The sequence below is a fragment of the Desulfonispora thiosulfatigenes DSM 11270 genome, from assembly GCF_900176035.1.
Lineage (GTDB): Bacteria > Bacillota > Peptococcia > Peptococcales > Desulfonisporaceae > Desulfonispora > Desulfonispora thiosulfatigenes.
In genome coordinates, this window is record NZ_FWWT01000017.1 from 133,340 (window position 1) to 150,973 (window position 17,634).

Here is a 17,634-nt window from a genome sequence, read left to right on the forward strand (position 1 = left end):
AAGTCAAATTAAACATATAATATTTTGGTAGGTAATAATTTTCCCAGGAGTGATAAAAAATGGATGAACTAGAGAAAATTGATATAATCAGAGAAAGAGCTAATGTAGGGTACCGTCAGGCAAAGGAAGCACTAGATGCCACAAATGGAGATGTTGTCTCAGCTTTAATTTACCTTGAGGAAAATACAGTTAAAATAGAAGAAGACATCAAGGATAAAAGTAATAAACTATTAGATCAAGTAAAAGAAATACTTAAAAAAGGTAATGTCAATAAAATTAGAATCGTCAAAGATGATAAGGTGATCGTAGAGTTTCCAGCAAATATAGGAGCTGTCGGAGTAGGCTTTGGTTTTTTAAATCCTGCATTAGGTTTGATTGGCATAATTGGAACTGTGGTTGCCCTGGCAAATAAATATTCAATTGAAATAGAAAGACCTAATGGCGAAGTAGAAACTCAAATTATAGATTTAACTAGCGAAAACAAAGATAGTTGATATAAATTTCACTTAAAAGAATGTCGTCTATTTATGGTGGCATTCTTTTTGATTTACCTTAAAAAGTAATTGTGGTAAGATTTCTATAAAGAAAATAAAAGGATGTGAAAGGGTGAATAAAAAAGAAATAAGCAAAGATAATTATAACTTTCTGAAAAAAGAACTAACTTATGCTCAGAAAAAAGAAATAATTTCTGAAAAAGAATTTGAAAATATAATGAATTTGTATGAACAAAAAAATAAGCTTAACTTTATTAAAGTTTTATTAACGGTGGGAGCTTTATTAATAGGTTTAGGTGTTTTATCTTTTATCGCAAGTAATTGGCAAGTTATGAGTAAAGTAAGTAAGTTTTCTGTAATTATCTTCTTTTATTTGGCTATTAACTTTGCGGCATGGAAACTAATGAAAAAAAACAACAAACTAGCTGTGAGTTTAGTTTATGTAGGATGTTTAATATATGGTTCAGGAATTTTTCTCATTGGGCAAATGTTCAATTTTGGAGGTCATTATAGTGACGCCTTTCTTTACTGGTGTATTGGGATATTACCTGTTGGAATTATTTTAAAAGATAAAATTATCTATATATTTGCTCATCTTCTTTCCTTAATTTATTTAAATGGTCAATTTGACTTAGATGGATCACCTTATGTGATATTAACTTTATTAATTGTGTTTTATTATTTTAATAAAGATTTTGGTGAATTTAGTTTTGGAACCTTTTTGAATAATTTAGTTTTATTAAATACAATACTTTATTTTTTGATTAAATATAATATTCATGAATTATATATAGCTGCAATATTTTTCATAATTGGTTTAGTGATGTACCTAAAACCTGTAAAGCTAGACCCGGAAATATTTATTTTACAAGGTAATCTTGTTTTTGGAATAGCAGGATTAATTTTGACTTTTAAAGGTAACTGGAATATTATACCTGAGAGGTATGCTATAACAGCTAGTATTATTTTTGCTCTTTTATATTTAGTATTTTTATTATTTCTAACTAATAAAGGAAATATAATATCTTTAGTATTTATTTGTCTCACAATATTTAGATATTATTTTGATACCTTTTATAATTTCATGCCAAAATCAGCATTTTTCATTATTGGTGGATTAATTTTATTAGGTTTTGGATATCATTTTGAAAAGCTGAGAAAGCGTGGTGCTTTAGATGCATATAAATAAAAAAACATTTATTATTGCTATTTTAATTCCCGCACTTTTCTTAATAAGTTTAACTATAAAACCACTAACAACCATAATGCTAGGGGATGAAATATTATTAGAAACTAGACCTTTTGATCCCAGAGATGTGTTTAGAGGAGATTATGTAAATTTAGGTTATGAGATTGAGGAAATACCCATAGAAAAATTTCCTGTAGCATTGCAAAACAAGGAATTTACAGATACACGACAAGTAAAAAAGGCTACTAATAATGGAACTATTTATGGAGTTTTGAAAATTAAAAATAGTAAAGCTGATATAGCTTATATTAGTTTAGAAAGGCCAAGTGATAAGCCTTATATAAAAGGTAAGATTGTAAACTATTATCAGTTTATTCATTATGATGATAAGATTCCTGAAATCGAAAAAGAACTAATAACTGAGCAAGGACCTGAACCTATCTATATTAACTTTGGATTAGACAAATACTTTGTAGCAGAAAATACAGGAGAAGAACTGGAAAAGAGGGCTCGTGAAGGAAAGGTATTAGCCAAGGTTAAATTATTAAATGGCTACGGAATCTTAACTGACATAAAGTAAGTAATTATACGGAGGAGAAAAGGATGCTGATTGAAGTTTTTGAAATTATAGGTACGATTGCTTTTGCTATATCAGGGGCTTTAGTTGGGATTAATAAAGAATTAGATTATCTAGGTGTAGTAACCTTAGCTGTAACTACAGCCTTAGGTGGAGGAGTCGTAAGGGACGTATTAATTGGGCAAACTCCTCCTACTGCTTTTAGTAGTTCATCTTTTATAATAATGAGTATCGTTTCTGCTATAATTGTTTTTCATTTCCATGATAAATTATTAAAGTTTAGATATCCAATTCAGCTTTCTGATGCTCTTGGTTTAGGTGCGTTCACAACTATCGGGGCAAGTATAGCTATAGCTAATGATTTAACTTCTCCTTTTGTCGTAGCTTTACTAGCTTTAAGTACAGGTGCTGGAGGGGGAATAATAAGGGATGTTTTTGTAAAAGAAATTCCTTTTGTATTTCGTAAAGAAATTTATGGTTCAGCTTCAATTTTAGGCTCTTTAATTTATTTATTATCTTTAAATCTTTTTACGGAAAATTCAGCTATGTATATTTGTTTTACGGTTACATTTTTAGTAAGAGTAGCATCCATGAAATATAATATTAATCTAATGGTAGCTAAAAGAGAAAGTGCATCAGCATCAGTAAAAGAAACGTTATAGATAATAAATTAAAAGGGCTACCGCAGACGAACCAATTAAAGGTCAGTTTGCTAGTAGCCCTTTCAAAATTATTAAATAATATTGACCACAGTTCTAAGCGGAATAAAACTTGCTAACTCAATAACATTATTATTATACATTCGAACGCAACCATTAGAGACAGCTTTACCTATGGAAGAAGGATTATTAGTTCCGTGGATACCGTAGTGAGGCTTACTTAAACCTAACCAGCGAGCACCAAAGGGACCTCCAGGATTAATTGCTTTGTTAACAATAGTAAAAGTTCCTTTTGGTGTTGGAGTAGATGCTTTACCTACCGCAACAGGATAAGATCTATACCAAGCACCATTTTTATGTACGGTAAGTGTACGAGCCGTGGTATTAATTGTTATACTATACATATAATCACCTGTCATGTTTTAGTTTAATGTATAGTATTCTATTTTAAAAAATTGGTGACAAAAAAACTCACAAGTAAATTTTACTTGTGAGTTCAAAAAATTAAACCATGCCTCCATACTGTCTAATAATATTTACACACTCTTCATGATTATTATCAGAGGTGATAACAGTAAGAATAACATTATGATGTCCAACATCATTATAATTATTGTATATACCTACTTCTTGTCCTGTATCACCAACTGAGTTTGTCAGAGTTAAAGAATCCGGGTTAATAGGGTGCGAATATTCATATTCATTTTGTAGGAAAGAATTTTTTATTCTATCTACTTGTGTTTCTTCAGCACCTAAATTTTGCAACATGTTTTTAACCTTTTGGGCAGTTTCTTCTGAGCGAAAATAAGATAATATTGAGGGCATGATGTCACCTCCTGATCTTAGTTTAACCAGGATAGTGGTTTTTATTTATGCAATTTTGTTGCAATTATAAATTTTACAAAATTAAAAATGGTATATGAAATTATGTGAATATTATGGATAAGGTTGACATTAATCTACAGTAATAATTACAATGATAAAAGGCCTATAGTAATTTAATTTAAGGAGGATTTACATGAATAAAGAAATTAAAGCCGGAATGGTAGCAGGTATTCCTCTTTTTATTGGTTTTGTACCCATTGCGATGACTTTTGGGATATTAAGCAAAAATGCAGGGCTCTCTTTTTTAGAGACCACACTTTTCTCAGCTCTTGTTTTTGCTGGGTCAAGTCAATTTATAGCTTTAAGTTTATTTGTAGCGGGAGCGGGACTAGGAAGCATTATCTTAACTACTTTCTTGGTGAATTTTCGTCATTTTTTAATGAGTGCTTCTTTAGCAACAAAATTAGAAGTTAAAAACAAAAAATGGCTACCTATAATTAGTTTTGGAGTAACTGATGAAGCATTTTCTATAACTTCATTTATCGAAGGTAAGCTTTTAAAGGAATACCTCCTACCTATACAAGTTATTTCTTATTTAGGCTGGGTTGGTGGAACTGTTTTAGGCTATTTAATAGGTGGAGTACTACCAGAAATTTTAAGGACAAGCATGGAAGTAGCTCTTTATGCCATGTTTATTGCAATTTTAGTACCTGAGGCTAAAAAATCTAATAAAGCTATAGTCTTAGCTAGTTTATCAGGACTGGTAAATTTTATTTTTGGAAAAATGAAATTTTTACCTCAAGGTTGGAGCATAATTTTTGCAATTATTTTAGTATCTACCTTAGGATTATATTTATTCAAGGAGGAAGTAGTTTCATATGAATAATATCTATTACATAATAATTGGGATGATGGTTGTTACCTATATTCCTAGGTTGCTTCCTTTTTTATTTTTAGAAAAAATCAAATTACCACCAAAAGTACATCGGGTATTAACATTTATTCCTTATACGGCTTTAGGTGCACTGATTATTCCAGGTATATTTACAGCCACACCTTCTATGCCCATAGCTTCGCTCTTAGGAGGAGCATTTGCCCTTGTTTATAGTTGGAATAAAGGAGGCATAATAATACCTGTCATAGGAGCAATACTAACAACATTTCTAGTGCTTTTAATTTAAGGAATTAAACGTTAGTGTTGCACTACATAATATTAATAAATTTATCTGATATAATAAGTTTAATAAAGCATTTTTTGAGGTGGATAAAATGGAGGAAAATGAGCAAAGAAAAATAACAGATTATTTAAGAGATAAATTATCACCTTATTTAATCATAATTTTTGGATCTTTTGCCAAAGAATCTACACATAAAAATAGTGATCTTGATGTCGCCTTTATAAGTGAAAAAAAATTTAGTGATTATGAATTGTTTATGATAGCACAAAGGTTAGCTGATATCATCGGAAGAGAAGTTGACTTAATTGATTTAACAAATGCATCCACCGTTTTTCAAGCTCAAATAATTGGAACAGGCAAAGTAATATATTGTAGTGATGAACAAAAAAGAATGCTTTTTGAACTTACTGCCCTTAAAAAATATACTCGTTTAAATGAAGAAAGAAAGTTTGTTATCGAAAAAATAAAAGAAAGTGGTAGAGTTTATGGAAAGTGATGTTATCTTAAATAAAATTCAAACTATAGAGCGATGTTTAAAAAGAATAGCCGAAGAATATGATAATAACTCTGAAAATCTAAAAAATTATACTAAACAAGATTCGATAATTTTAAATATTCAAAGAGCATGTGAAGCAAGTCTAGATATTGGAATGCATATAATTGCAGAAAAGAAACTAGGTATTCCCCAGACAAGTCGGGATGTTTTTGAAATACTACAAGAAAATAAAATAATAGCTAAAAATATCGCTGATAATCTTAAGGCAATGGTAGGGTTTAGAAATGTTGCTGTTCATGATTATCAAAAACTTAATCTGAAAGTAGTGCAAAAAATTATTGAAAATCATCTTACAGATTTTCAGGAGTATACCAAGCAAATTATTTTAAAAGAGTTTTAAACGTAACTATTACGAGGCAATTATTTTTAATTTTTAACTTAAAGCATACTATTTTACACGATAATTTTCTTTAAAATTAAAGAAAAGGGCTGATTGGAGATATTGTAAATCATCTCCAATCAGCCCTTTAATGTGGTTAAGGATAAAATATTGATTTAAACTTAAGATTTTTATAAATTAAATTTGATAAGTTTTAGACCCTCATCTCTTGCTTCATTATATAATCATCCGCCCCTAATTCTAAACCTAAAACTTTATCAACTATATCTTCTCGTGCTGTTAGCATAATGATGGGAATTTTATAATTATTATTTATTTACAAATTTAAAAACCACTCCTATCAGGAAGCATAAGATCTAAAAGAACAAGATTAGGCATAAAAGTTTTAATTTCCTCTAAACCTTTAGTACCCGTGGTACAATATTTAATATTGTAACCTTCTTTTTTTAACTTATAGCTAAGAATATCCTCAATAGAAACTTCATCTTCAATTATTAATATTTTTTTATTTTCCATATAAATCACCCAACCCTATTATACTTTTAAAATGTTGCCAAGTTATTAATAGTTTTCATTATTTTAAGGAGGTATTCTAAATGGAATTAAAGATTGGTTTAATTCAAATGAAAACGGTAGATTCTAAGGAAGAAAATTTAATGAAGGCAGAAAAAATGATTAAGGAAGCAGTAGGTAAGGGGGCTAACTTTATTGTTTTACCAGAAATGTTTAATTGCCCTTATGAAACGAGTAATTTTATTCATTACGCAGAAGAGGAGCGGGGCAGGACTTGGGGTTTTTTAGCTAAGATTGCTAAAGAAAACAATATTTATCTAGTAGGTGGGTCTATCCCAGAAATAGAAGGGGATAAAACATATAATACTTCATATGTTTTTAATAATACAGGTGCACAAATAGCTAAACATCGTAAAATTCATTTATTTGATATTGATGTGGTAGGAGGGCAAAAATTTAAAGAGTCTGATACCCTAACTTCCGGAAATGATTTAGCTATTTTTGTAACACCTTTTGGTAAAATGGCGGTAATAATTTGTTATGATCTTAGATTTCCTGAACTTTCAAGATTATTAGTCCAAAAAGGGGTAAAACTTATTATTGTGCCAGCTTCTTTTAACATGACTACAGGACCTCTTCACTGGGAATTGTTATTTAGAGCTAGAGCAGTAGATAATCAAGTATATATGATTGGTGCAGCCGGGGCTAGAAATTATGATAGTAGTTACATAGGTTATGGAAATTCCTTGATTGTAGATCCTTTTGGAAAAATTACCGATAAACTAACGGAAAGAGAAGAAATTTTAGTAACAGAAATAGACATAGCTCAAGTAGAAGCGATTAGAAATCAAATTCCGGTTTTAAAACATTTACGCCACGATCTTTATGAATTGATTTATAAGAAATAATAGCATAGAACTCTAGAAGATATTACCTATACAATTTGGATTATTTCAAGTAAAATAGCTTATACTAAGTTAAACGAGAAAAAAGGAGAAAATTAATGAAAAAAGTAACTTTAATAGCAACGGCTGCTTTTGGATTAGAAGCAATAGTAAAAAGAGAAGTACAAAAACTTGGCTATGAAAATGTACGAGTAGAAGATGGAAAGATAATATTTGAAGGAGATTTATTAGCCATAGCTAGAAGTAATTTATGGCTAAGATCGGCTGATAGAGTTAAATTAGTAATTGGAGAATTTAAAGCTACTACGTTTGATGAATTATTTGAAAAGACCAAAGCTCTTCCTTGGGGAGACTGGATTAGCGAAGATGCTGAGTTTCCTGTGAGTGGAAAGTCTATAAAATCTACTTTATATAGCGTACCTGATTGCCAAGCTATTGTGAAAAAGGCTGTAGTAGAAAGCTTAAAAAATAAATATAATGTTTCATGGTTTGATGAAGATGGACCTTTATATAAAATAGAAGTCGCAATTTTAAAAGACATAGTAACCTTAACCATTGATACGAGCGGTGCAGGTCTACATAAAAGAGGTTATCGTGATCATATTGGAACTGCTCCTTTAAAAGAAACTATGGCAGCTGCTCTTATCCAATTATCATATTGGAATCCTGATCGATTATTAGTAGATCCATTATGTGGCTCAGGAACTATACCTATAGAAGCTGCTTTAATTGGAAAAAATATTGCCCCTGGTATGAATAGAAGTTTTGCGAGTGAAGAATGGCCAGTGATTTCTAAAGACATTTGGAGAGAGGCTAGAAAAGAAACACATGATTTAGCTAACTTTGACCGAAAACTACAGATAATTGGAACGGATATTGATGAAGAAGTTCTGAAAGTAGCCAGAAGAAATGCAAGTGAAGCTTTCGTAGAAGACGATATTCATTTTCAAAAGATGCCGGTAAATGAGTGGCGTAGTGCAAAAAAATATGGGGTAATCATTTGTAATCCACCTTATGGAGAACGTTTAAGTGAGGAAAAGGAAATAATAAATCTTTATAAAGAAATGGGCAAGGCATTTAGAGCACATGATTCTTGGTCGTATTACATTATTACTTCATATGAAGAGTTTGAAAAAGCTTTTGGTAAAAGAGCAGACAGAAAAAGAAAATTATATAATGGAAATATAAAAATTGATTATTATCAATATTATGGGCCTCGTCCACCTAAAAGGGATAACGAGAATACAAAAGAGGATGCTAATTAAACTAGCATCCTTCTTTCTCTTCACTTAAAATGGCATAAACCTCATTGTCGTACCAAATCTTTGTAATTTTATCATTTTCAACTAATATTTTTAAATCTTTTACTTTAACTTTAGCCACAAAAGCATTAATTGTAGGTAGGCTTTGATCTATCTTGCAACTAAGTGAATTAGCTAATTTTTCGATTTCTAGATGATTCTGAAGGCAATCATATTGAATAATAACAGGAAGTTTGTGTAAATAATGATTAAGAGATTTGGCGTATTTTTGAAAACAAAATGGCACATATTTTATAGGGCGATATAATTCTAAGATTTTTTTGCGTAATGTTGGACAGAGTTTCGATTTATGGGAACGAATCCATTTAATTTCTTGAAGAATCATACTATCAGTCCTATTCTTAAGTTACCCAATAGTTATTTAATAAAAAGGGTAAAATACTATTTATAATAGAATATGAATAAGATTCCAAATCCGTTCGAAATAATGGATTTAAAGATTATTTTTTATTTAAATCTATATAATCACTGTTATCTTCCGTTTTTTTAGGAAGTAAGTTTCCACAAAAACTACAATAAATAGCTTGATTCATGTTTTTTTCTCCGCATTTAGGACAAATAGGTTTTAATTGTAGTTCATCTAATTTGGCATTAAGTTCATCCAGACCTTCTGTAAGGACATCTATTTCATGACACAGCTTTTCTAAAGTAAAGGTATTAAGATTTTCTTCTCGATATGACTTATAAACGATAGCTCCTAGTTTGGTGTATTTATCTTTCAAGTCAATTTCTAATTGAGTAATCATAATATTTAACCTTGCTATGCCAACTATTTCTTTCGATTTTTGACCTAGAGTATTAGCTTTATCCTCAATAACCTTTTTAGACTTTTGACCAAAATACTCTACGTGATCTCCTAACTTTTCAAAAAAACTCATTTTTCTACCCCCATAAATTATCTTTACTATATTATAGTTAAAATTTTAAAAATGTTTATAAAGAAATGTTGAATTTTTATGCGTAAAAATGTATAATTATACAAAGACGGAGGTGCTTATATGAATATTGATTTAAAAGGTAGAGATTACTTAACCTTAAAAGACTATAGTCCTGATGAAATAAAGTATTTAATAGATTTATCTTTAAATATAAAGCAAAAAGAGAAAAATGGTGAAAGAGATTATCCTTTACAGGGGAAAAGTTTAGCTATGATTTTTCAAAAATCTTCAACTAGAACTCGGGTTTCATTTGAAGTGGGGATGTATCAACTAGGTGGAAATGCCTTGTTTTTAAGTCCAAAGGAACTACAAATGGGTAGAGGAGAAACTATTGGAGATACAGCTCAGGTTTTATCTCGTTTTGTGGATGGTATCATGATCAGAACTTTTGATCAAGCCGAAGTAGAAGAGTTAGCAACATATGCAAGTGTTCCAGTTATTAATGGATTAACTGATTCTTACCATCCTACCCAAGCCTTAGCTGATATGATGACAATTTTAGAACATAAAGGAAAATTAGAAGGAATAAAACTTGCCTATATCGGTGATGGTAACAATATGACCAATTCTTTAATGATTGTAGGAGCAAAGCTAGGCATGGAAGTTAGAGTGGCCACCCCTGTAGGATACGAACCAGAAACAGAGGTGGTAAATTATGCTAAATGTATCGCTGAAGAACAAGGTGGAAATATTATTATTACTAATGACCCTAAAGAGGCAGTAAGGGGTGCGGATGCTTTATATACGGATACTTGGATAAGCATGGGACAAGAAAATGATAGAGAAGAAAAAATAAATCATTTTAAGGGTTTTCAATTAAACAAGGAATTAGTAGAATTAGCTAGTAAGGAAGCGATAATCCTACATTGTTTACCGGCTCATAGAGGAGAAGAAATAACAGATGAAATAATGGACGGACCAAGGTCAGTTGTTTTTGATGAAGCGGAAAACAGACTTCATGCACACAAAGGGATTTTAGCTGCTTTACTATAGGCATTCAATTTTGGGAGGAATATATATGAAAAAGGTAGTTTTAGCTTATTCTGGAGGATTAGACACATCAATAATTATTCCCTGGTTAAAAGAAAATTATGATTGTGAAGTAATTTGTATGGCTGCAGATTTAGGCCAAGGTGAAGAATTAGAACCATTACATGAAAAAGCTATTAAATCAGGTGCAAGTAAATTATATATCGAAGACTTAAAAGAAGAATATGTAAAAGATTATGTTTTCCCAGCTCTTAAGGCCGGATGTATTTATGAACATAAATATCTTTTAGGAACATCTACTGCTCGTCCATTAATTGCAAAGCGCTTAGTTGAAATAGCAGAAAAAGAAGGAGCAGATTATATAGCCCATGGTGCAACTGGAAAAGGTAATGACCAAGTTCGTTTTGAATTAGGAATTAAAGCCTTAAATCCTGATATTAAAATTATCGCTCCTTGGAGAGAGTGGGATATTAAATCTAGAGAAGATGCAGTAGACTATGCGGAAAAAAGAGGAATTCCAGTACCAGTAACGAAAAAACGCCCTTATAGTATGGATAGAAACGTATTCCATTTAAGTCACGAAGGAGCAGACTTAGAAAATCCATGGAATGAGCCTATGGCTGATTTATACATGGTTAGTAAAAATCCAATGGATGCACCAGATGAAGCTGAATATGTTGAAATAGAATTTGAACAAGGTGTACCAGTAGCTATTAATGGAGAAAAATTATCAGCCCTTGCTTTATTAGAAAAGGCTAATGAACTAGCAGCCAAACATGGTGTAGGAATTATAGATATGGTAGAAAACCGTTTAGTAGGTATGAAATCAAGAGGAGTATATGAAACCCCAGGTGGAACATTATTACATAATGCACATCTTGAATTAGAATCCCTAACTCTTGATAGAGATACTCTTCAATATAAGCAAGTAGTATCCATCAAATATTCCCAATTAGTATACGATGGTTTATGGTTTACGACTTTAAGACAATCTCTTGCTGCATTTGTTGACGAAACTCAAAATAATGTAACTGGTACAGTTAGAATCAAATTATATAAAGGACATTGCTTATCAGCTGGAGTTAAATCTCCATATTCTTTATACAATGAAGACTTAGCTACTTTTGGTGAAGAAGAAGTATATAATCAAAAAGATGCAGAAGGATTTATTAATTTATTTGGATTGCCTTTAAAAGTTAATGCAATGATGAAAAAGAATCAAAACAAATAAATGAATAAGCATAAGTTTGGTTAAGTGAGTAGAGTAAAAATAGTTTAAATCTTTAAGTGGAGTAATTATCACTAATTACTCACTCACTTACTAACTTTAGGGAGTGATAAACATGGGCAAATTATGGGGTGGAAGATTTAGCAAAAGTACAGATAAATTAGTAGAGGACTTTCATTCATCTATTTCATTTGATAAGCGCTTATACTATTTTGATATTACAGGTAGTATAGCTCACGCAAGGATGCTTGGGGATACAGGAATAATTCCTAAACAAGATGCAGACTTAATTATTAAAGGTTTAAAAGAAATTATTACAGAAATTGAAAATGGACAAGTAGAATTTGATGTTAGTGCTGAAGACATTCACATGAACGTCGAAGTTCTTTTAACTAAGAAGATTGGTCAAGTAGGTAAAAAATTACATACTGGTCGTAGCCGAAATGACCAAGTAGCTTTAGATGCAAAAATGTATCTAAAAACTGAAATTGAAATTTTAGCAGAAATGTTTAAAGAATTATTAAATACAGTATTGGATTTAAGTAGTGGACATTTGGATACGGTAATGCCTGGATACACTCATTTACAAAGAGCTCAGCCAGTTACCTTTGCTCATCATTTAATGGCTTATTTTCAAATGTTTTCAAGAGATTTAGATAGATTAAGAGATTGCGGCAAAAGGGTTAATATTTTACCTCTAGGCGCAGGGGCATTAGCTGGTACCACATTTCCCATTAATAGAGAACAAGTTAGTGAGGAATTAGGTTTTAGTAGTATAACGTTAAACAGTATGGATTCCGTAAGTGATCGGGATTATGTAATAGAATTTATTAGCTGTGCATCCATGGCTATGATGCATCTAAGCCGCTTTTGTGAAGAAATAATTTTTTGGTCTTCCCAAGAAGTAAGGTTCATTGAATTGGATGATGCTTATAGTACAGGAAGTAGTATAATGCCACAAAAGAAAAATCCAGATGTAGCGGAATTAATTAGAGGAAAAACAGGCAGGGTATATGGAAACCTAATGACAATGCTGACTGTAATGAAAGGCATACCATTAGCTTACAATAAAGATATGCAAGAAGATAAAGAAAGTTTATTTGATTCTATAGATACTTTGAAAAAATGTTTAATTGTTTTTACACCGATGATAGCAACCATGAAAATCAATCGAGCAAATATGTTAAATGCAGCTAAAGGCGGATTTACAAATGCTACTGATTTAGCTGATTATTTAGTTAAAAAAGGATTACCATTTAGAGATGCTCATGAGGTATCAGGAAAACTTGTTGCTTATTGTATTAGTATCTCAAGTGATTTAGATAGCATTCCTTTAGAAAAGTATAAAGAGTTTTCAGATTTAATCGAAGATGATATTTATGAAGCAATTTCAGTATATACCTGCGTAGAAAAAAGAAATGTCATAGGTGGACCTGCTCCAGATCAAGTGAGATATAGTATCCTAAAAGGTAAAGAATATTTAGCAAATAATTAAAAAAAGAGGCTAGTCTTGAAAACAATTTTTTTAGAAATTGCTTTTAAAACAGCCTCTTTTTTCTATGCTTCAGTAGTCCAAGAAGGATTTATAGCTTTAATTAAAGCATCTGCAGCCTCATGTTGATCTGGATAAAGATCGCGTGGAACATTTGGTTTACCAATGGCATTACAAACTTTTAATCTTGCACAAGAATTAAAGTCTCCAAAGCAATAATTATCAGCGTATTTTTTACTTGCGTCTTGGTCCAAAGGTAATTCTAAATTAGCGTAAGGACATTTGGCAGCTTTTTCGCAGGTTGTCATTTTCAAAACCCCTTTTTAATTTATTGTCAGAATAATTATATTATAATATAAAACTATAAAAGTTTAAATAAGCATATGCCAATAATTGCAGTAAATTTATTTAATGAATTAAGATAGGATAAGATAAAGTGCAAATTTTACTGAATTTTAAAAGAGTTTGAAGACAACTGAAATTTTTTTCTATAAATTGTTGACATATTAAATATAAGGTGATAGTATATATAAATGTCAGGTGGCGACATAGCCAAGTGGTAAGGCCGTGGACTGCAAATCCACTACCCCCAGTTCAAATCTGGGTGTCGCCTCCAATTTGCGAGAGTGGCGGAACTGGCAGACGCACAGGACTTAAAATCCTGCGGGACTTAAATCCCGTATCGGTTCGATTCCGATCTTTCGCACCATTTAAAAGTAGATAATATCTACTTTTACTATGCGGGTGTAGCTCAGTGGTAGAGCCCTGGCCTTCCAAGCCAGTCGCGAGGGTCCGATTCCCTTCACCCGCTCCATTAAAATAAACCTTCCAATTTGGAAGGTTTATTTTTTTATATATAAATATAATTAGCACAATTTGTATACATTATTAATATACAAATATTAGGGGTTGAAGAAATGCTAATAATAACAGGTTTATTAACCTTAGGATCATTGCTAATAGCACTAATAATGACATTACAAGTAAAATTTATTGATCCTGTTTTTATAAAAGTATTAAAATTTAATATATATATGATACCATTAATGGTAGCTGCTAATGTATCATTAGGAATGGGATTTATTAAAGGCCAACAGATTTTTAAAAATTTTCCGTTCTTATTATCTGGTCAAACATTTATATATTATATTATGATTCTAATATTTTCCGTAACTATACTAGGAGATAAACTCTCTATTCTAAGAGTACTAATAGCTTATTTATTTATGGTGGTTGGTATATGGATAATAAAAAGTTAAATACTCCAATGGGGGGTGGGAAATTGAGTAATAAGAAAAGATTAAATGAGCAACAGTTAAATATTCTTGAAAGCTTAGAAGGAGTTAATCTAGTAGTAGCTGGACCTGGAACTGGAAAAACAACAACTATTCAATATTATTTATCTAAATTAGTTGAAGTAAAAGGAATTAAGCCTGAAGAAATACTTGCTGTGACATTTACTAATAAAGCTGCCAATGAAATGAAAAACAGAATGAAACAGATGAATATTTTTAATATCAATATATCAACTATTCATTCCTTTGCAGTTAGTTTATTACGGAAATTTTCACCACCAGGATATAATCGTGATTTTTCAATCATTGATGATGGTCAAGGTTATATGATTATAGGAGGACTGATAAAAGAATTATCAATAGGAGAACACCCTAGCTATGTTTTAGAAAGATTGACTCTTTCACGAAATTTAAGAAACAAGGAAATGTTAGAAAAGGATGGCTTGAAGGAACTTTATAATCGTTATATGAAAATATTGATGAATAAAAATCTGATGGATTATGATGGGCTATTAACCTGGAGTCAGTACGTTTTAGCACATAATTGGCAAGCTTTAGAATACTATAATCAAAAAATTAGTCATGTAATTGTCGACGAATTTCAGGATGTAAGCCCAGTTCAATATGATATTTTATATAATTTAGTAAAGAAAAATAACAATTTATTATGTGTAGGGGATTTTGATCAGGCTATATTTTCGTTTCGTGGTTCAGATGTAAGTATAATGCTTAATTTAGAAAAGGATTTTCCAAGTCTTAAAACTTTCTACTTAGAAGAAAATTATCGCTCTACGCAAAGATTAGTAAAAGTAGCAAATAAATTAATTAGAAATAATACTATTCGAAGAGATAAGCAATTACGAAGTACTAGAGAAGTAGGAATAGGACATGCAATTAAAGTCTTTGATTCTGAAAAAGAAGAAGCAAAGTTTATTGCCTCAGTAATTAAAAAAGGAATCCTCGAAGGAATGAAATATTCAGATTTTGCTGTTTTGTACCGAGTTCATCTTGTTAGTAGGACTTTTGAAGAAGTTTTTTCGGCAGCCGCAATACCTTATCAGATTTTGGGTGGCGTGGGTTTTTTTGCGCGAAAAGAGATAATGGAACTTTTAGCATTTTATAAAATCATTCTAGATAAGAATGACAATTCCTCGTTTTTTCAAATTGTATCTTTATTTAAAAGATGTATCGGCATTAATGGAATTGATTATAACAAAGGTATTATTCCAAATTTTATTAAAGAATTAGAAAATGAAGTAAAACTAGAAAAAATATATGACAAAATAATAAATGATACCGGTTATCTTAATTTTTTAAAAAAGGATAAAAGCAGTGAAGGGGAAAGGGTTTTAGATAACGTTGAAGAATTTAGGTCGGTTGTAAATAGTTTTGACAAAAAAAACACAAGCATTGCGGAGTTTCTCCAGTTTATTGATAATACGAAGGTTGAAGAGGATACTAATTCTGTAAAATTAATGACAGTACATACTGCAAAAGGTTTAGAATATAATAATGTTTTTGTAGTAGGTACTGAAAGTTCTTTATTTCCCCATTATAATAGTGAATCAAAGGATGCTATAGAAGAAGAAAGAAGACTTTTTTATGTTGCTATGACAAGGGCAAAAAATCGTCTTGTGATATCTTATCCTAAGACTAAAATTTACAGAGGGAGTACTAAAAAACTAAAACCTTCTCCTTTTATAAATGAAATTGGGAATGGAATTAGTTTTTTTGATGTCTTACATAAGGATAATTTCCTTGAAGTAAAAAAGAAACCCTCTATATCTTTAGTGGATAAGAATAATGTTGTAGAAGGAATGGTTATTAAGCATCCTTTGTTTGGTAAAGGAAAAATCACTTCTATATCTGAAGATCCTTCTAAAGACACTATGGTTGAAGTGAGTTTTTTTAGCGGAGAAACTAAATTGCTCCTTTTAGAATTAGCTGATTTAGAAACTATATAGTTATTTTACTGATTTAATTAAAGGAGAAAGAGTTCCTTTGATTTTAAAACCTGACGGACACATTTTTTCTTTTAATATTTCTTCAGCACTATGATCATCAAAACCAGCATTTCTTACTTTTATTGAGTAAGTACCAGGGGATAAGGAAACTATAAAAATGCCAGAACTAAGTTCACCACGCTGTGAGTAGCCCCAAGTATTTGGTTTAAAAGTGGTGCCGATGTGTTCGTCATTAATATAAAGTTCAAAAAAGTCTCCTGGACATCCTACATCTTCAATAAACAGTTTTAAACTTTGAGGCGAAGTTAAGGTTAATTGCCATTTTTCATGACACCATCCTTTAATGCAGTCGTAAATTTCAACCTCTTGTTCCCAATTACAATCAACCAAAGGTTTAATTGTATCATGTTCAGTAGTATCAATTCTTTTGCAATTATTTTGCATAGTAATACCTCCTTTTAAATAATAGTATTCACTGTTAGGCTATTTCGTACCAATTTATAGACCATATATCATGTAATAGAATATAGTATTTCAGTTTATGCCTTTAGTTGATAATTTATCAAAAAAAAGTTTTTGAAAAAAAGGTAATAATACAATATCATGGATAAAATGAAATGTAAATATAGAATAAAGTTACTACTGGTTGGCAATAATAGAATTAATATCAAGTAAAAATACCTTAGAAGTAAAGAAATAGCATAGAAATATAATATATATGCAGTAAAAAACAAAATACTACAAAAACAAATTTAAATAAGGTTGACCAAATATTTAAATGATGGTAAGATAAATCTTGTCGCCAAGAGGGGATGCCAAACATTTTAAACACATAAATAAATGTTGACACAAACAATTTAAAATGATAAGATAAGTTTTGTCGCCACAACAGGGCGTGAAACAAAAGAAAATATTAGAAGAGTGCTACAAAGCAAGACAAGCACTTAACGCAAGTCTTCTAAACAAGTTGTTCTTTGAAAATCAAACAGTTATAAAGAAACAGACCACAAGTAACAAACGGATAAATAACAAAGCCAAAAGTTGGTTTTGAGCTTGCAGGATATTAATGGAGAGTTTGATCCTGGCTCAGGACGAACGCTGGCGGCATGCCTAACACATGCAAGTCGAACGGACTTTTAGTATTTAGTTTACTAAATACTAAAAGTTAG

At 30.8% G+C, this 17,634-nt stretch carries 22 protein-coding genes, 3 tRNA genes and 1 rRNA gene; 19 read left to right on the forward strand and 7 right to left on the reverse strand.

The window, feature by feature from the left end:
- The first annotated feature begins 59 nt into the window (after positions 1-59).
- The 4 genes from B8965_RS07325 (at position 60) to B8965_RS07340 (ending at position 2,922) form a co-directional block, all read left to right on the forward strand.
- Complete coding sequence (locus B8965_RS07325) at positions 60-494, forward strand: DUF4342 domain-containing protein (protein ID WP_084053209.1); 435 nt, start codon at positions 60-62, stop codon at positions 492-494.
- 112 nt (positions 495-606) lie between these two features.
- The gene (locus B8965_RS07330) at positions 607-1,683 is read left to right on the forward strand and encodes a DUF2157 domain-containing protein (protein ID WP_084053211.1); all 1,077 of its coding nucleotides are present in this window, start codon (positions 607-609) and stop codon (positions 1,681-1,683) included.
- A complete protein-coding gene (locus tag B8965_RS07335) occupies positions 1,670-2,263 on the forward strand; it encodes a GDYXXLXY domain-containing protein (protein ID WP_084053213.1) in 594 nt (197 codons plus the stop codon). The genes B8965_RS07330 and B8965_RS07335 overlap by 14 nt, the downstream gene beginning before the upstream one ends.
- A gap of 23 nt (positions 2,264-2,286) precedes the next feature.
- Positions 2,287-2,922 carry a trimeric intracellular cation channel family protein gene (locus B8965_RS07340; RefSeq protein ID WP_084053215.1) on the forward strand — a complete coding sequence of 212 codons (636 nt, stop codon included), beginning with the start codon at positions 2,287-2,289 and terminating at the stop codon, positions 2,920-2,922.
- A 71-nt stretch (positions 2,923-2,993) separates the two neighbouring features.
- On the opposite strand, the gene B8965_RS07345 is transcribed toward B8965_RS07340, so the two are convergent.
- Both B8965_RS07345 and B8965_RS07350 read right to left on the reverse strand, forming a co-directional pair.
- Complete coding sequence (locus B8965_RS07345; protein WP_242941950.1) at positions 2,994-3,323, reverse strand: L,D-transpeptidase; 330 nt, start codon at positions 3,321-3,323, stop codon at positions 2,994-2,996.
- Between the two features lie 100 nt (positions 3,324-3,423).
- Positions 3,424-3,744: a hypothetical protein gene (locus B8965_RS07350; protein WP_084053219.1), complete on the reverse strand. Its 321-nt coding sequence runs from the start codon at positions 3,742-3,744 to the stop codon at positions 3,424-3,426.
- A 193-nt stretch (positions 3,745-3,937) separates the two neighbouring features.
- Here B8965_RS07350 and B8965_RS07355 point away from each other — a divergent pair, with 193 nt between their 5' ends.
- From B8965_RS07355 to hepT, 4 genes are all read left to right on the forward strand, one after another.
- On the forward strand, positions 3,938-4,630 hold the full coding sequence (locus B8965_RS07355) for an AzlC family ABC transporter permease (protein WP_084053221.1): 693 nt from the start codon (positions 3,938-3,940) through the stop codon (positions 4,628-4,630).
- Entirely contained in the window at positions 4,623-4,925 is a 303-nt protein-coding gene (locus B8965_RS07360) for an AzlD domain-containing protein (protein ID WP_084053223.1), read from the forward strand. The genes B8965_RS07355 and B8965_RS07360 overlap by 8 nt, the downstream gene beginning before the upstream one ends.
- An 88-nt stretch (positions 4,926-5,013) precedes the next feature.
- Complete coding sequence (gene mntA, locus B8965_RS07365; RefSeq protein WP_084053225.1) at positions 5,014-5,418, forward strand: type VII toxin-antitoxin system MntA family adenylyltransferase antitoxin; 405 nt, start codon at positions 5,014-5,016, stop codon at positions 5,416-5,418.
- Positions 5,408-5,818, forward strand: a complete 411-nt coding sequence (hepT, locus tag B8965_RS07370; protein WP_084053227.1) for a type VII toxin-antitoxin system HepT family RNase toxin — start codon at positions 5,408-5,410, stop codon at positions 5,816-5,818. Before mntA ends, hepT begins: the two co-directional genes overlap by 11 nt.
- Before the next feature lie 324 nt (positions 5,819-6,142).
- On the opposite strand, the gene B8965_RS13075 is transcribed toward hepT, so the two are convergent.
- On the reverse strand, positions 6,143-6,334 hold the full coding sequence (locus B8965_RS13075) for a response regulator (protein ID WP_423237168.1): 192 nt from the start codon (positions 6,332-6,334) through the stop codon (positions 6,143-6,145).
- 80 nt (positions 6,335-6,414) lie between these two features.
- Here B8965_RS13075 and B8965_RS07380 point away from each other — a divergent pair, with 80 nt between their 5' ends.
- Both B8965_RS07380 and B8965_RS07385 read left to right on the forward strand, forming a co-directional pair.
- Positions 6,415-7,239 (forward strand): carbon-nitrogen hydrolase family protein, encoded by an 825-nt coding sequence (locus B8965_RS07380; protein WP_084053229.1) that lies wholly within the window; start codon positions 6,415-6,417, stop codon positions 7,237-7,239.
- Between the two features lie 95 nt (positions 7,240-7,334).
- Complete coding sequence (locus tag B8965_RS07385; protein ID WP_084053231.1) at positions 7,335-8,501, forward strand: THUMP domain-containing class I SAM-dependent RNA methyltransferase; 1,167 nt, start codon at positions 7,335-7,337, stop codon at positions 8,499-8,501.
- 1 nt (position 8,502) lies between these two features.
- Here B8965_RS07385 and B8965_RS07390 read toward each other — a convergent pair whose 3' ends face one another.
- The gene (locus B8965_RS07390; RefSeq protein WP_084053232.1) at positions 8,503-8,883 is read right to left on the reverse strand and encodes a hypothetical protein; all 381 of its coding nucleotides are present in this window, start codon (positions 8,881-8,883) and stop codon (positions 8,503-8,505) included.
- A 115-nt stretch (positions 8,884-8,998) separates the two neighbouring features.
- Entirely contained in the window at positions 8,999-9,436 is a 438-nt protein-coding gene (locus B8965_RS07395; protein WP_084053234.1) for a zinc ribbon domain-containing protein, read from the reverse strand.
- Positions 9,437-9,556: 120 nt separating this feature from the next.
- Here B8965_RS07395 and argF point away from each other — a divergent pair, with 120 nt between their 5' ends.
- The 3 genes from argF (at position 9,557) to argH (ending at position 13,209) form a co-directional block, all read left to right on the forward strand.
- Entirely contained in the window at positions 9,557-10,489 is a 933-nt protein-coding gene (gene argF / locus B8965_RS07400; RefSeq protein ID WP_084053236.1) for an ornithine carbamoyltransferase, read from the forward strand.
- Between the two features lie 25 nt (positions 10,490-10,514).
- Positions 10,515-11,717: an argininosuccinate synthase gene (locus B8965_RS07405; protein ID WP_084053238.1), complete on the forward strand. Its 1,203-nt coding sequence runs from the start codon at positions 10,515-10,517 to the stop codon at positions 11,715-11,717.
- Between the two features lie 112 nt (positions 11,718-11,829).
- Entirely contained in the window at positions 11,830-13,209 is a 1,380-nt protein-coding gene (gene argH / locus B8965_RS07410; protein WP_084053240.1) for an argininosuccinate lyase, read from the forward strand.
- Between the two features lie 62 nt (positions 13,210-13,271).
- On the opposite strand, the gene B8965_RS07415 is transcribed toward argH, so the two are convergent.
- Positions 13,272-13,514: a hypothetical protein gene (locus B8965_RS07415; RefSeq protein WP_084053242.1), complete on the reverse strand. Its 243-nt coding sequence runs from the start codon at positions 13,512-13,514 to the stop codon at positions 13,272-13,274.
- A gap of 234 nt (positions 13,515-13,748) precedes the next feature.
- Here B8965_RS07415 and B8965_RS07420 point away from each other — a divergent pair.
- The 5 genes from B8965_RS07420 to B8965_RS07440 all read left to right on the forward strand — a co-directional run bounded on the left by B8965_RS07420 (position 13,749) and on the right by B8965_RS07440 (position 16,465).
- Positions 13,749-13,822: transfer RNA gene (locus B8965_RS07420), tRNA-Cys, on the forward strand.
- A 4-nt stretch (positions 13,823-13,826) separates the two neighbouring features.
- Positions 13,827-13,915, forward strand: a tRNA-Leu gene (locus B8965_RS07425).
- Between the two features lie 31 nt (positions 13,916-13,946).
- Positions 13,947-14,020, forward strand: a tRNA-Gly gene (locus tag B8965_RS07430).
- A gap of 103 nt (positions 14,021-14,123) precedes the next feature.
- The gene (locus B8965_RS07435; protein ID WP_084053244.1) at positions 14,124-14,465 is read left to right on the forward strand and encodes a hypothetical protein; all 342 of its coding nucleotides are present in this window, start codon (positions 14,124-14,126) and stop codon (positions 14,463-14,465) included.
- Between the two features lie 23 nt (positions 14,466-14,488).
- Positions 14,489-16,465 (forward strand): ATP-dependent helicase, encoded by a 1,977-nt coding sequence (locus B8965_RS07440; RefSeq protein WP_159446308.1) that lies wholly within the window; start codon positions 14,489-14,491, stop codon positions 16,463-16,465.
- On the opposite strand, the gene B8965_RS07445 is transcribed toward B8965_RS07440, so the two are convergent.
- A complete protein-coding gene (locus tag B8965_RS07445; RefSeq protein WP_084053248.1) occupies positions 16,466-16,909 on the reverse strand; it encodes a hypothetical protein in 444 nt (147 codons plus the stop codon).
- Between the two features lie 619 nt (positions 16,910-17,528).
- Here B8965_RS07445 and B8965_RS07450 point away from each other — a divergent pair.
- Positions 17,529-17,634: ribosomal RNA gene (locus B8965_RS07450) — 16S ribosomal RNA — on the forward strand; the annotation flags it as partial.